Here is a 14,824-nt window from a genome sequence, read left to right on the forward strand (position 1 = left end):
GCTCAGTCCTTCGTCTTGGCCTCGACGATCAGCTTCGGCCCGACAAGCTTCATCAAAGCCACCACGTCGGCGGTGTTGTCCCGCCCTTTGACGCCTCGCCACAGCTCCACGATCACTTTGTCGAGGCCGTGCACCAGAGTTGCAGACGCTTGGGTGTTGTCAGCGCTGCCGTCCTGCCCATAATGGCCGATCGAGCCGGGAACGATCTCCGGTAGGGGTTTGGCACCCTTGCTGATCACCCACTCCACCTCTTCTTTTGAGCCATCGGGAGACAGAGTCACGTCCAGTACTTTCGGCCCGTCCGATTGATAGATGAAACATCCGCCGGAGCTCTCGCCCTCGTTCGCGGACATGGTGAATCGTCCCTTCACCACGGGGTCCTGCACGCCAGTCATCAATCGCACCGCGTCGAGTGGAATGTAGTCGCAGAGGTATGGCGGGGCCGCAACCGATGGGAGCGGCGTCGTGTTCACCGGAGGTTCATCTTGCGAGCACCCGGCCAGCAGGGACAGTGCGCTCAGCGTTGCGACCGAAAGAGCGAGATATGGTCTCATGATGCCTTGAACTCCGAGAACCCTCTTTCGAAACCCGTTTCCAGGTCTCCGGAAATCTTTTCCCAGGGCGGCCCGGCAAGACCGTCGTAGAGCCATCTTTCATAGGCGTCAAGCCTTGGGTGGATGTCGTCGTCGTACGGCGTCATCTCATGGAACGTCATAAGCGAGTTCCCGTCGTCTTTCAAGAAGTTGTTGGGCGCCTTCCGGGGGTCTTCTCCCTCTCCTGCACCTTTCAGGGAACTCCACGGATGCGTACTGGCGGGCGGTTCGGGCTTGCCGAACAACCCGTTCTTGAGCATGGCATCGGCGGCGATCTGATCGAGCAAGAACTTCGCCTGGCTCTTGGCTGTGTTGGCGTTGTACGTTGCTTTGTCGGCGTTCGCTGTCGTCTTGGCGGCGTCCTCGATCATGCCGGTCCATGCGCCCACAGTGCCGGCCGTTATCGCTCCGGCAGCTGCCTGCGGAATCGCGAGCCCGGTGTTGACCACCGCCGTGAATATCTTCATGCTCCGCTCCTGCGCCTCATCCAGCTCCTTGCCTTGCTGGATCTTGGCGAGCCCGCTGGCATCGGTGATCAAGCCGAAGCCCGCCCCGGCTTCCTGCGCGCTGGCCTTGAGAACAGACTCACCTTTGCCGCTGGCCACCTGTGCAGCGGCATAATTGAGTAGACCTTTGGTCCATGCCGTCTGCGCTGCCGTGACTGTGCCCAATGCGTTCGGGTCGTGCTTGAACGCGTCCTCCATAGCCTTGCGCAGATCCTCTTTCTTGAACTGCGCTCCCCATACCTGATCTTCTGGCGGAAGATTCGCACGATGGGCGCCGAACACGCTGGAATCCTCATCACGAGCTGCTTTGGCGGCGCGATTGACGTCGTTGATGTAGGCAGCCAGGATGCGCGCGGTGGTACCGGTTGTCGCGAAGGAAGGGCCTTCGGTGCCTGCCAGGACACGCTGGGCCTCCCAGCGAATGAACTCCGAAACCATCTTGGCCGAGATGAATCCAGGCGACGGCTCTTGCGGTGTGCCGGAGTGGTCCCGGTAGGTCATGGTCGCGGCTTCGAGCGCTTTTCCGAAAGCCGTTCCGTTGTCGTACATCGGCCGCTCGGTGACGTACCGCTTCATGGCGTTGGGATCTCCGGCGAAGAAGTCCTGAGCCGCCTTCGGATGGTTGGCCAGCGCCGTCATCACGCCGATCATAGGATCCTGCGGAATGCCTGCCGAAGCGGCATCATTCCAGGTCTTGCGGTCCAGACCTTCCAGCGTCCTGGCCACGGCCACCAGGAAATCCCGTTGGTAAGTCCCGTGGGGGAGGAGCGCCGACAGCGCGTGCTGATCGACCGGTACTCGCAGATTCGACAGCAGTTCCTTGCGCCATGACGCATTCAACCGCGAACTGGCCGCCCCGAGCGCCTTGCCCAGTGCCGCCTGTAAGCGCCGCTTGTCGGAATCCTTCTGGTACACCAGCGCCGCCATGAGATTCCGGAACCGCTCGGTCCCCAGCGCGTACATCAGCGATGTGGCGAACCCCTCGTCCCCCGCCCGCTTCTCCAACTCGGCGATGGTCTTCTCGTCCACCGCGCCGTTCCGGCTGACCTCACCTAGCTTGAGCGCAGCCGCGTACACGTCCGGATCGCCGGAAGCTCCGCTGTACATGGTTTCGTCGAAAGGGCGCAGCCCGCCGGTAGCATCTGTGCCCCATTCCGTGGTCACGGCCTGGATCGTCTCGTTGCGGCGCCGTAACTCCGGCCGCTTGGCGCCGATCCAGTTGCCGAGTTCCCGCATCGCGTTCAGCCGCGAGGTGTCCAGGTCGAGGTTCTCCAGCATCCGGCGGATCTGCGGCTCGTTGCGGCCGAGGGTGTCCTCCGCTTGGCCGAGGTCGCGTTCGAAGTCGTGCATCAGCTTCGGATCGATCCCCGAGTACTCCCAGTCGGGCGGCTGTGCCATCGCCGGTGGCGTGAGGGAAGGAGGCGCCGGGGTCGTGTCGGTGCGGGCCGGGCGGTCGGCCGGCGGGTGATCGGGTGACGCCTGGGGGGTTGGCGACGGCGGGGTCGTCATGACGGGTCTCCAGTACGTACGAGGACGTCCGGATTGTCCCTCAGCCACGCCTTTCCCGCGAGGGGCGCATAACGCACCAGCATTGTCATTTCCCGGCTCTGAGATGCTGAGACGCCAGGACGTACGCAGCGCGCGCTCCGTGGGTTCGCTCCTATAAGCAGACGGTGGCATCAGATTGAGCAACCGTAGATCACTTGATTCCGTCCGCGATTCCCGCAACCAACCTCTCTGTGTGACCGTCTACCTACTGTCAGTTAATGATCTCAGGGGTGATGGTGAACGCTCTTCCACCGTGCGCGTACGTCCGCAAGACACCAGCCAGGCCACGGCGAAGGTGGCGAGCAGCGTGGATGGCGCTCGCTCTCGCCGCGACCATGGGATTCAGCGGCGGCTTCGGCTACTCGCTGGGCCAGGCCGCTCAACGGCCCCAGCAACCAACCCACCCGAAGCTGGCAGCCATGTCAGTCACACAAAATCGACCTCCTTCGACGCCCCCTGTGACCCCATCGGCCAGTCCATCACCTGTCGCCACGCTCGATCGTCCGGTGCCGAAGCAGATCTCCCACCCCGTACCCGGGCAGAGGCTCCGACCCAAGCATGCCAAGATCCACAAGCACCATCACAAACGCCACAAGCACCACGCGAGCAGAAAGCACCGCACGGTGCACCGCACACCGTGCGCCCGGCTCAAGGCTTTCAAGGCCCGGTTGTGCCGAACCTTGTTCCAGCGGCACTGAAACATCCACCGACCCTGATCACGATGCCCGCGCGCCTCTACGTCGTCCACGGGACCACCCCCGCGTGCGCGGGGAGCACCCGACCACGGCGGCGATGGCGATGACCAGCCAGGGACCATCCCCGCGTGCGCGGGGAGCACCCGACCCTGCGATGCTGCAGTTCGAGAGCACGGGGACCATCCCCGCGTGCGCGGGGAGCACGACCCGCACTCCTGCGGACAGAAGCGGCACCGGGGACCGTCCCCGCGTGCGCGGGGAGCACGGCGCCCGGCCGTCCACGGTCCGGGAGCAGTAGGGACCATCCCCGCGTGCGCGGGGAGCACGTCCACCAGCGCATCCCACACGGCCAAGGTTCGGGACCATCCCCGCGTGCGCGGGGAGCACTCGCTGGAGGTGACGGACGCGATGTAGGCGCCGGGACCATCCCCGCGTGCGCGGGGAGCACGGTCCGGTAAGGACACTCTCGCGGATGCCCTGGGGACCATCCCCGCGTGCGCGGGGAGCACAGGCGGGTGCCGCGGATGCGGTCGAGGATCTCGGGACCATCCCCGCGTGCGCGGGGAGCACAGCGCCCGCATCGTCTACCGCAGGACCGACCCGGGACCATCCTCGCGTGCGCGGGGAGCACGAGCTCACGCGGTGGGTCGAGCGGCCATCCTGGGGACCATCCCCGCGTGCGCGGGGAGCACCAGCCTGGCGGAACCTGGGCTCGCCTACGTGCGGGACCATCCCCGCGTGCGCGGGGAGCACAGCTGCGAAATCGAGGACAAGGACGCCACGTCGGACCATCCCCGCGTGCGCGGGGAGCACTGCACGTGGATCCCGCTGACGGACGGCGCCACGGGACCATCCCCGCGTGCGGGGAGCACCCGCAGATATCAGCGTCCGCGAGATCGTCGTGGGGACCATCCCCGCGTGCGCAGGGAGCACGCGAACCTGGGCCCCGAGCAGGTGTTCCGGCCGGGACCATCCCCGCGTGCGCGGGGAGCACCCCTTCGCGAGTCCGTTGTCGGTCGCCATCCGAGGACCATCCCCGCGTGCGCGGGGAGCACAGGACGTCGGCCACCTGTGCCCATTTGGGCGCGGGACCATCCCCGCGTGCGCGGGGAGCACACGACCTGGACGACGTGCCTCGTAGTGCTCCAGGGACCATCCCTGCGTGCGCGGGTAGCACTTCTCCAGGCTGCCCCGGCTCATGCCGACGTAGGGACCATCCCCGCGTGCGCGGGGAGCACGGCTCGACTGGCCACGCCCCGGAGATGACCGCGGGACCATCCCCGCGTGCGCGGGGAGCACGCCTGGACGGGGGTGTAGCCGCTGCTGGCGATGGGACCATCCCCGCGTGCGCGGGGAGCACTAGGCGCCCGCCGGGCCGATGGGCTGGATCCGGGGACCATCCCCGCGTGCGCGGGGAGCACACCACGATCGCGGTGCAGTACGACCTCGACCTGGGACCATCCCCGCGTGCGCGGGGAGCACACAGGGCGTCGGCTGCGGTGCGGCCGAGGCCCGGGACCATCCCCGCGTGCGCGGGGAGCACTCATGCCGCTTCTCCCGGTTGTCGGTCAGCTCGGGACCATCCCCGCGTGCGCGGGGAGCACGAGAACGCGCCGGGCATGATGATGTCGCCGACGGGACCATCCCCGCGTGCGCGGGGAGCACTCCACGTACTCGTCCACCATCGCTCGGATCATGGGACCATCCCCGCGTGCGCGGGGAGCACATGTACGCGCCCCTGGCGCGCACCGCGCGGCCGGGACCATCCCCGCGTGCGCGGGGAGCACGCCGCGGCCACGAACAAGCAGGTCAAATCCGCGGGACCATCCCCGCGTGCGCGGGGAGCACTCTCGCTGACCTGCGTGTTTAGCGGCGATGGGGGCCGTTCTGAAGCACTTTTGTGGAATCGGACATTGCGGACTCCCGTGATGGCTTGCGAAAGGGTGATGATCACAAGTGGTTGGTGGAGGGGTTCAAGCGTGTTGCATGCCGTCAGCCGTGCGCACGTATTTGGCACAGCTAATCTGGTCGGGCTGTTGCTGCGCTCGCAAGCAGGCAACTCTGGCTCGCCCAAACGGACTCGTCCTGTGTGCCCAGGGAGCATGCGATCATTGCGCTGACCCAGAGCGGCGAAGCAAGGCCATCCAGCGTGCGCAGATAGGGCATCCGGGGGTCTGGCCGGGAGCAGCCGACAAGACCGTTCTCGCGTGCGCGGGGAGCACATCGGCCGGGAAGCTGCCGACACCGACGACATGGGACCATCCCCGCGTGCGCGGGGAGCACACGATCGTCTCCTACATGGCGACAGGTCGGCTGGGACCATCCTCGCGTGCGCGGGGAACACCCGATCTTCTCGCATGTGGCCATGAACGCCTGGGGACCATCCCCGCGTGCCGCGGGGAGCACTTCGCCTCCTCCTGTTCCTCACGCAGGTCACCGGGACCATCCCCGCGTGCGCGGAGAGCACAAACTTGCGCCCGAGCGGGAGTCGCAGGAGAAGGGACCATACCCGCGTGCGCGGGGAGCACAAGGCCTCTCGGTTGGCCCGCCCCTTCTCCGTAGGACCACCCCCGCGTGCGCGGGGAGCACCGGGGCGGCGAGGGCCTGATCGAGGCGGCGACGGGATCATCCCCAAGCGCGCGGGGAGCACAACGCGGGAAACTACTCCTCTGCCAAGCCCCAGGGACCATCCCCGCGTGCGCGGGGAGCACGGCAGGAGGCTGACCATGCCGTGGCTCACCCGAGGATCATCCCCGCGTGCGCGGGGAGCACCTGAGGAAGATCCTGTCTCGGACGGTTGCGCCGGGATCATCCCCGCGTGCGCGGGGAGCACATCGTCCCCGAGCTGGCCGAGATCGCCTTGGCGGGATCATCCCCGCGTGCGCGGGGAGCACAGGTGCCAGAGCAGAACGCGGCGGGCCCGCATGGGATCATCCCCGCGTGCGCGGGGAGCACGTGAGGAACTCGGCCGCGATGTCGTCGTCAACGGGATCATCCCCGCGTGCGCGGGGAGCACACGTACCAGAACATCGAGCAGCGCAACCTGCAGGGATCATCCCCGCGTGCGCGGGGAGCACGGCCGAACCGTGAGCCGGCACCGGCGCCGCCAGGGATCATCCCCGCGTGCGCGGGGAGCACACCGGTAATGGAGGGAGGATTGCATGCCCGTCGGGATCATCCCCGCGTGCGCGGGGAGCACAGCACTCCGTGCGCCTGGGGACGCAGGCGCACGGGATCATCCCCGCGCGGGGAGCACTCTCGCCGACCTGCGACGTTGTCCACGATTGGGCTCAGAATTGAGCACTTCCACAGAAAAGGGCATAGCGGACATTCTGGTTATCAAGCTGCTGATTCAGTCGTCCCAGGCTGCATCATCGGCGGGGTAGCAGGCAACTTGGCTCCACTCCCCGCAAGATGTGGCCGTCCCCGTGTGCACGGGGAACATCCCCGAACCCTCTGCGACGGATCCTCCATGCAAGACCATCCCCACGTGCGCGGGAAGCACCTGCACGACGACGGGCTGTACCGGCACCTGCGGGGATCATCCCCGCAGGTGCCGGGGAGCACTTCGTGCCCGCCCCGAGGTTGGTCGCGACGTTGGGGCCATCCCCGCGTGCGCGGGGAGCACACGGTGATGATCCCCTTGATCAGACCGCCGCGGGACCATCCCCGCGTGCGCGAGGAGCACCATGACGCGGGCCTGATCCTCCTTGACGGGACGGGACCATCCCCGCATGCGCGAGGAGCACGCCGGGACGGGCCCGCCGTCCTTGCCGCCGGCGGGACCATCCCCGCGTGCGCGGGAAGCACATAACAACGGTCAAGGGCTCAATGCCCCTGTCGGGATCATCCCCGCGTGCGTGGGGAGCACAGGTCGAAAGAAGGGCATCTGGGGTTGCCGGGGGGATCATCCCCGCGTGCGCAGGGAGCACGAGATCTTGGACAGCATGCGCAGCCCGAGCATGGGATCATCCCCGCGTGCGCGGGGAGCACCGACTCTGCGTCAGCAGAACCGCGACTTTGCCGGGATCATCCCCGCGTGCGCGGGGAGCACGTCCGCCAGGCCCGCGTGAGGGCGTCAGTCTTGGGATCATCCCCGCGTGCGCGGGGAGCACTCCTGAGCGGCGAGAAGATCGTGCAGTGACCAGGGATCATCCCCGCGTGCGTGGGGAGCACGAGGTGTCATCCACCTCTTCGTCGTCGCGGGCGGGATCATCCCCGCCTGCGCGGGGAGCAGGTCGAGGAGTGGCACCCCGAGGGGATGACCGCGGGATCATCCCCTCGTGCGCGGGGAGCAGTCTCGCTGACCTGCGTGTCCAGCGGCGAAAGGGGCCGTTCTGAAGCACTTTTGTGGAATCGGACATTGTGGACTCCCGGGATGGCTTGCGAAAAGGTGATGATCGCAAGTGGTTGGGGGAGGGGCTCGGCAAGAGCGTTGCATGCCGTCAGCCGTGCGCACGTATTTGGCACGATCATCCGCAAGCGATCACCCACAACCGCACACCGCCGGACACATCAAAAAGCCCCTGACTCGCGTTTCCGCTGGTCAAGGGCGCTTTGTTGCTGGTCGGGCCTGGTGCCCCCGGCAGGATTCGAACCTGCGGCACCCGCTTTAGGAGAGCGGTGCTCTATCCCCTGAGCTACGGAGGCGGACTCTCGTAAGCCTAGCGAAAGTCTGGCACTGCGTGGGACGTGGAGCAGGGGTGAGTTTGGTGGGGTTGGTTATGGGTGCTCTGAGCTGCGGTAAAGGCATGACAAGTGGACGGAATCTTGCGGATCCGGCGTCGATAGCGTCTGCCTGTGACCAGGAGGCGATGCAAGCAGGCGCGGCGGCGGCCTGTCGTGTTGTTCGGGGCGTTGTTGGCGCCGGCGATCCTTGCTGGGGGGTTGTTGGCTGGGGAGATGCGGGGGTTTGAGGGGAGTGTCCCGGCGGTGGTTCGGGAGCGGGTCGTGCGGATGGGGTTTGGGCCGGTGGTGGTGCGGGCTCCGGCGCATCCGGATCGGCTGTACGAGGGGAGTGTGCCGGCTCCTGTGCGGGTGGTGAGTCGGCCGCGGGCTGTTGTCCCGGCGGTGCCGCCTGTTGAGGATTTGGCGCCGCGGGTGGAGGAGCCCGTTACGCCGGCTCCGGTGCGGACTCAGACTCAGGTTGGGTGTTCGGGGGAGTGGGTGGACACCTGGTTGTGGGATGTGTGCCGTGAGGAGGAGGAAGGGGTGGGGTTGAGGGTTGGTGGGAGTTTGGTGCCTGGCATCTGATAGGCCCTGTTTTGGGTGGTGGGATCTGCCTGGTTGTGGGGGTGGGCGGACAGAGTGCGCTTTTTGTCTCATAACAGCTCTCCCGAGTTCGGTCCGGGCACTCGGGGGGCTGTAGTAACGTGCGTGCCTGACCCAGGTAACGAGTTTGCAAACGGAGGAGTCGAAGGTGCCAGCCCCTCGATCAGCGGGTCTGATCGCGGTAGTCATGGCGGTGGCTTCTCTTTTCGTGCCTTCCGGGCAGGGGCGCGCTCAGGCGCAGGTCGTGCAGAAGCAGGAGCGGCAGGCTCCGGGCGACCTGGCGGAGCTGCGCAAAGAGGCCGAGCGGTCGGCCAAGGAGCTCGAGGACGCCACCAAGGCCCTGGAGAAGCGGCGGTCGGACATCGCCGCCTCCGAGAGGCAGCTGAAGACGAAGCTGTCGGCTCTGCAGGATCTGGAGCGGCGGGTCGCGGTGATGCGGCAGCCGGTGTCGCAGATGGCCGAGCTGCTGTACGAGCAGCCGATCATGGCGGACGGGATCGTGCCGTTCCTGTCCGGGACCGCGGATGAGACCACGCTTCGGGCGCTCAGCGACGTGACTCAGATCGTCTCCGTACGGCAGCAGGCCGTCGAGCAGACCAGCGCGCTGTACAAGCAGGCCGAGGGGCTGGCCGCGGAGGCGCAGGAACTGCGGGCGGGCAACCTGCTGGCCGAGGCGCAGCTGGCGGCCGAGGTGGACACGCTCCGGCAGCGTTCCGACAAGATCGTGAAGTCGTTGACCGCCGCGCTCGTGAAGATGGGCATCAAGATCGACAAGGTCGGGCGGGCGGCGCTGGGATGCAATCCGTTGCGGGCGGCGACGGCCAACGACTATCCCAACGGGCTGATTCCGAAGAGCATGCTCTGTCCGCTGCAGCAGAAGGGTTTCAGCCTGAGGGCCGACGCCACCATCGCGTTCGTGAGCCTGAACGAGGCCTATCGGAAGCGGTTCGGGAAGAACATGTGCGTCACCGACGCCTATCGGAGCCTGGCCGAGCAGCAGTCGGTCTACTACCGGCGGCCGGGGTTCGCCGCCGTGCCGGGGCGGAGCAACCACGGGCTCGGGTTGGCCGTGGACCTGTGTGGAGGGGTGGAGAGGTCCGGGTCGGCGGAGTTCGTCTGGATGGAGAAGAACTCGAAGAGGTATGGGTGGTTCCATCCCTCCTGGGCCTACAGCAGCCCGTTCGAGCCATGGCACTGGGAGTACGATCCCAAGATCGATTCGCTGCTCTAGCGCCCCTACGCGACCTGTGAGCTGCAGAAGGCGCAGCGGGACGCGGCCTTGGGGATTTCCGACAGGCATTCGGGGCAGTCGCGGGTCTTCGACCCGATCTTGGCGGCACTGCGGTCTTTGAGATGCGTGTACGGCTTCATCAGCAGGTAGTAGACCACCGTGGCGACCATCAGGAACGAGATGACCGCGTTGATGAAGTTGCCGTACATGAAGTTGGACCGGCCGACCGTGACCTTGAGTGAGGAGAAGTCGGGCAGGCCGCCGAACGCCGAGATCAGCGGGGTGAGGAGGTCGGCCACGAACGACTGCACGATCGAGTTGAAGGCCGCCCCGATGACGACCGCCACGGCCAGGTCGATGACGTTCCCCTGCATGAGGAACCTCTTGAATCCGCTCATGAGAAAAGCGTAGCTGAGCGATTACAGCGGGTTAGCCTTGATAGTGATCGAAAGGCGGCCGGTCGTCTGGGCGGAGGCGAGTTCGGCGGCCTGGGTCGGAGTGGTGGCTAACACGATCAAGGCGCCGTGGGTTTCGCTCGTCGTTTTGGCCGACTGGGGGATCGTGATGATCCGTACGTCTTCGGCTACCGCGTGGGCCGGATGGATTTCCTCCCGGGCCGCCAGGACGGTGATCGTGGCCCCCGGGGTGAGGAGGCTCGCGGTCGCGGCGTCGGCGATGCGGACCGGGGTGGCGACCATGCCCGGCGGGAGCCGGTACGAATGGAGAAGGCGGACATCCGTCAGCGGCTCGCCCTTGCGCATGGGGCTCGCGAGCACCTGGCCCGCCGCAGCTGCGCGTACGGCACCTGTGGGTGGATGGTTGAGGGCCGCAGGGGTCAGGTCGCCAGGGGCGAGAGGGCCGGGAGACAGGTCGCGGGCCGCCACCAGGACCGTGGGTGCCGGCTCGGGGCGGGTGGCGATGAAGGCCGACAGGACGGCCAGGGCGGCCAGCGCCGCCGCGGCGAGGCGGCGACGACGGCCGTAGCGGATCAGCCAGGCCCGGATCACGGCAGCTCGAAGGGGAGCTTGATGCCGTCAAGAGCCGCCCCGCACTGGCAGCTGCGCTCTTCTGGGAGGGCTTGTACGGTCTCCGCCACCAAGGTGCGCATGCGGGTGACGTTTTGCGCGAAGAACTCCAGGACCTCGTCGTGCGTGACGCCCTGACCGGCCTCGACCCCGGCGTCATGGTCGGTCACCAGGGAGAGCGAGGTGTAGCAGAGGGCCAGCTCACGGGCCAGGATGGCCTCGGGGAAGCCGGTCATGCCGACGATCGACCACCCGTTGCCCGCGAACCACTGGGACTCCGCCCGCGTCGAGAAGCGTGGGCCTTCGATGACCACCAGGGTGCCGCCGTCGACGGTCTCCCAGCCGGTCGAGCGGGCGGTCTCCACCGCGGTGGCACGGCCTGACGGGCAGTAGGGGTCGGCGAAGGAGACGTGGACCGCGCCGTCCACGTCGTAGTACGTCTGGACGCGGCCTGAGGTGCGGTCTACGAGCTGGTCGGGGATGACCATGGCGCCTGGGCCGTACTCGGCTCTCAGGGAGCCTACGGCGCTGGGGGCGAGCACCTGACGGACGCCGAGCATGCGCAGGGCCCAGAGGTTGGCGCGGTAGGGGATGCGGTGCGGCGGGAAACGGTGGTCCCGTCCGTGTCTGGGGATGAACGCCACCGAACGCTTGCCGATGCGTCCGACCGTGACGACGTCGCTCGGGGGGCCGTAGGGTGTGGAGAGCTTGATCTCTTCCGCGTCGTCGAGCAGCGAGTAGAAGCCGGAACCGCCGATGACGCCGATGTCTGCGCGAGTGACCATGGCCGAGAGAGTAGCCGGATCGGGGACGGGCCAGGGCGAGCCGAATTCCGTTCTGTGGATAACTCGATTTCGGCTCTCAAGGCCTAAGGGGATGGGCGCCCAGGGGCCGGAAGCTCAAGGGCATCCTGAGGTTTGGGCGGCTGCCGTCCGGCTTTGCGCATCAGCGGGCGGGGATGGCTGGCGCGTGGGGATCCAGGATCCCTGAGAGTGGGGGGCCGGGGCCGGATGTCTGGCGTTGGCAACGGTGCACACGCGGGCGGGAGATCTGCGTCGGGGCTGCAGTGGCACGCGAGCGTGGGCCCGGCTGAGGGGGTGATCTGGGCCTGTGCGAGGCGGCGCGCGGGGTCCGGTATCGGCCTGTGTGAGGGGTGGGGCGGTTCCGAGGCATGTGCGGCCGCGGCGGTGCGCGGATGGAGGTCGATGTGGGCCCGCGCGAGGGGTGGGCGTGGCCCGATGCGTGTGTCTCGCCGCGGTCGTGCACGGATGCGGGCCGCGAGGGAGACGCGTGCATGTGGGTCCGACCCATGCACGTGGCCGCGGCGGTGGATGGCGCGGGTCCGACGCGTTGGTGCGCGAATCCGCGTGACGAGCGTGCGGCCGCACGTGCGAACCCGCCCAGGTGCCCGTGGCCGCGGCGGTTGACGCTGCGCAGCCGGGTCCTGGGGGGCGCTACTGAGAAAGGGAGGCCGCGGTGGCTGACGGGAAGGTCAGCTGGAGGCTGCGGCGGGGGCGGCGGCAGGGGTGGACGAACTCGTGTCCGAGGGCTTGCTCTCCGCGGGCTTCGACGACGAGGAAGAAGAGGACGTCGTGGAAGTCGAGGTCGACGACGAGCGGTTGTCGGTCCGGTAGAAGCCCGACCCCTTGAACACGATGCCGACGGCCGAGAAGACCTTGCGCAGGTTCCCCTCGCAAGCAGGGCAGATCGTCAACGCGTCGTCGGTGAACTTCTGAACGACCTCAAGCTGCTCGCCGCAGTCGTTGCAGGCGTACTGGTACGTCGGCACGCGCTCCTCCTTAAGGTCTGGCACTCGAGGGATGCGACTGCTAATGGTAACCGATTAGGTCAAACGCCTATTCCAGTCCCCGCTCTCCGTACCAGCCCGCCAGCTTTCCGCTGCGGCTCACGGCGCGCAGGCGGCGTTCGACCTGGTCACGGCAGGAGGCGGTGGTGACCAGGAGGATCTGGTCGTCCACCCTGATCCTGGTATTTCCGGTGGGGACGAAGGATTTGCCGTCACGCACGATCAGGGTCACCTGCGCCCCGGCGGGCAGGCGGAGCTCGAAGATCTCCACGCCGTGCAGCCGCGAGCCGGGAGGCACCCTGACCTGCAGCAGGTCCGCCTTGAGCTCCTCCAGCGGCGCCGCCTCGACCTCCAGGTCGTGCGCCTCGCCGGGCGCCGCCACCCCGAGCAGCCGGGCCACGAACGGCAGCGTCGGCCCCTGCAGCAACGTGAACACGATGACGATCACGAAGACCTCGTTGAAGATCTCCTTGGATCCCTCCACGTTCGACGCCCAGGGGATGGTGGCGAGCACGATCGGGATCGCGCCGCGCAGCCCCGCCCACGACAGGAACGCCTGCTCGCGCCAGCTCACCCTGCCGACGCGCAGCGCCCAGGACAGCAGCGAGCTCGTCATGACGGAGAGCGGCCGCGCCAGGAGCACCAGGACGGTGCCGGCGATCAGGCCGGGCACGATGGACGACGGCATCTCCTGGGGGCTGGCCAGCAGGCCGAGCATGACGAACAGCCCGATCTGGGCCAGCCACGCGGCCCCCTCCGCGAACCCCCTGGTCGCCGCCCGGTGCGGCAGCCGCGAATTGCCCAGGATCAACGCCGTCAGGTAGACGGCCAGGAACCCCGAGCCGTGCAGCAGCACGGCCCCGCCGTACGAGACGAATGTGAGCGAAAGCACGGCGAGCGGATAGAGACCGGAGGCGGGGAGCGCGACGCGGCGCAGCGCGTACGCGCCCGCGGGGCCGACGGCCAGGCCGACCGCGGCACCGATGATCAGCTCGACCGAGGTCTCGAGAAGGAACGTTCCCAGGGACGCCGAGGAGCGCCCCGCCCCGCTGAGCAGCACCACGGCGATCACCGTGGGGGCGTCGTTGAAGCCGGACTCGGCCTCCAGCACGCCCGCCAGCCGGGGCGGCAGCGGCAGCCTGCGCAGCACGGAGAAGACGGCGGCGGCGTCCGTGGAGGCCAGCACCGCGCCGAGGATCAGCGCCGTCGTCTGGTCCATCCCGAGAAGCGTCTGTACGACCAGTGCCACCACGACGATGCTGACCGCCACGCCGACGGTCGCCAGGATCAGGGCCAAGGGCACTGAACGGCGCACATGGGACCAGTTCGTGGTAAGTCCACCTTCGGCCAGGATCACCGCCAGCGCCGTCAGTCCGATCTGCTGGGCGAGCTGCGGGTTGTCGAAGGGGATCCCGAACCCGGCCTCGCCCAGGACCAGGCCGAAGCCGAGGTACACGAGCAGGCTGGGCAGGCCGGTGCGGTGCGCGACGCGTACGGACGCGATGGCGGCGATGACAATCGCGGCGCCAAGAAGAAGCCAGACATCCAGTGTCATCTGGCCCCCTCTCGTACCTGCGGTCACATAAGCCTAGTGAGTCCCTCTGGGGTCGCGGCAAAACGGACGTGCCGGTCATGAGGCTCCGCCGGGATGCCGTCGATCAGCTCGCCGTCGTGCAGCAGAGCGACGGTCGGGACATTGGGGCCCACCCTGGCCAGGGCACGATCGTACGAGCCGCCGCCCCGTCCCAGACGTACACCCGTCGTCCTGTCCACCGCCAGGGCCGGGACGATCACGAGGGCGGCGGTGCGGATCGCGTCGACGCCGCGGCGGGTGTCGACCGGCTCCATGATCCCGAAGCGGCCCGGGGCGAGCGAGTCCGGCCCGTCGTACACCGCCCAATCCAGGTCATTGTCCTCAAGCAGGATGGGGAGGATAACGGTGGCTCCATGTTTCCAGAGAGCGAACACGAGCCCGTGCGTATCCGGCTCCGACCCCGTTGACCAGTAGCAGGCCACGAGACCGGCCATCTGGACCCACGGCTGGTCGAGCAGCGTTTCGCGGATCTTGATGGAGTTTGCCCGCTGTTGTTCGGGGGAGAGGGAGGCACGTGCCGAGCTCAGCTCACGACGCAGGTTCAGCTTGTCCAC

General features: G+C 67.7%; 9 protein-coding genes, 1 tRNA gene and 2 CRISPR repeat arrays. Of the genes, 1 reads left to right on the plus strand and 9 read right to left on the minus strand.

All coding sequences use genetic code 11. The features are described from left to right. Positions 1-2 precede the first annotated feature (2 nt). The 3 genes from ACIBI9_RS63505 to ACIBI9_RS63515 form a co-directional block, all read right to left on the minus strand. On the minus strand, positions 3-473 hold the full coding sequence (locus ACIBI9_RS63505) for a hypothetical protein (RefSeq protein ID WP_397238107.1): 471 nt from the start codon (positions 471-473) through the stop codon (positions 3-5). Positions 474-550: 77 nt separating this feature from the next. Next, complete coding sequence (locus ACIBI9_RS63510) at positions 551-2,608, minus strand: hypothetical protein (protein ID WP_397238109.1); 2,058 nt, start codon at positions 2,606-2,608, stop codon at positions 551-553. A 787-nt stretch (positions 2,609-3,395) separates the two neighbouring features. Beyond that, positions 3,396-5,190: a CRISPR direct-repeat array (repeat unit 29 nt; unit sequence GGGACCATCCCCGCGTGCGCGGGGAGCAC). A 345-nt stretch (positions 5,191-5,535) separates the two neighbouring features. After that, positions 5,536-6,598: direct repeats of the CRISPR family, unit length 29 nt; unit sequence GGGATCATCCCCGCGTGCGCGGGGAGCAC. Positions 6,599-7,916: 1,318 nt separating this feature from the next. Continuing rightward, positions 7,917-7,992: transfer RNA gene (locus tag ACIBI9_RS63515), tRNA-Arg, on the minus strand. Between the two features lie 808 nt (positions 7,993-8,800). On the opposite strand from ACIBI9_RS63515, the gene ACIBI9_RS63520 reads away from it, so the two are divergent. After that, a complete protein-coding gene (locus ACIBI9_RS63520; protein WP_397238111.1) occupies positions 8,801-9,844 on the plus strand; it encodes a D-alanyl-D-alanine carboxypeptidase family protein in 1,044 nt (347 codons plus the stop codon). Between the two features lie 5 nt (positions 9,845-9,849). On the opposite strand, the gene mscL is transcribed toward ACIBI9_RS63520, so the two are convergent. The 6 genes from mscL to ACIBI9_RS63550 form a co-directional block, all read right to left on the minus strand. Beyond that, on the minus strand, positions 9,850-10,242 hold the full coding sequence (gene mscL, locus ACIBI9_RS63525) for a large conductance mechanosensitive channel protein MscL (RefSeq protein WP_397238113.1): 393 nt from the start codon (positions 10,240-10,242) through the stop codon (positions 9,850-9,852). 21 nt (positions 10,243-10,263) lie between these two features. Further along, positions 10,264-10,851, minus strand: a complete 588-nt coding sequence (locus ACIBI9_RS63530) for an RcpC/CpaB family pilus assembly protein (protein WP_397238115.1) — start codon at positions 10,849-10,851, stop codon at positions 10,264-10,266. Next, positions 10,848-11,654: an S-methyl-5'-thioadenosine phosphorylase gene (locus ACIBI9_RS63535; protein WP_397238117.1), complete on the minus strand. Its 807-nt coding sequence runs from the start codon at positions 11,652-11,654 to the stop codon at positions 10,848-10,850. The genes ACIBI9_RS63530 and ACIBI9_RS63535 overlap by 4 nt, the downstream gene beginning before the upstream one ends. Positions 11,655-12,361: 707 nt before the next feature. Continuing rightward, positions 12,362-12,658, minus strand: coding sequence for an FmdB family zinc ribbon protein (locus ACIBI9_RS63540; protein WP_397238119.1), 297 nt, complete (start codon positions 12,656-12,658; stop codon positions 12,362-12,364). A gap of 67 nt (positions 12,659-12,725) precedes the next feature. Beyond that, the gene (locus ACIBI9_RS63545) at positions 12,726-14,231 is read right to left on the minus strand and encodes a potassium/proton antiporter (protein WP_397238121.1); all 1,506 of its coding nucleotides are present in this window, start codon (positions 14,229-14,231) and stop codon (positions 12,726-12,728) included. 23 nt (positions 14,232-14,254) lie between these two features. Next, positions 14,255-14,824 (minus strand): 5-formyltetrahydrofolate cyclo-ligase, encoded by a 570-nt coding sequence (locus ACIBI9_RS63550; protein WP_397238123.1) that lies wholly within the window; start codon positions 14,822-14,824, stop codon positions 14,255-14,257.

The sequence above is a fragment of the Nonomuraea sp. NPDC050451 genome, assembly GCF_044458585.1.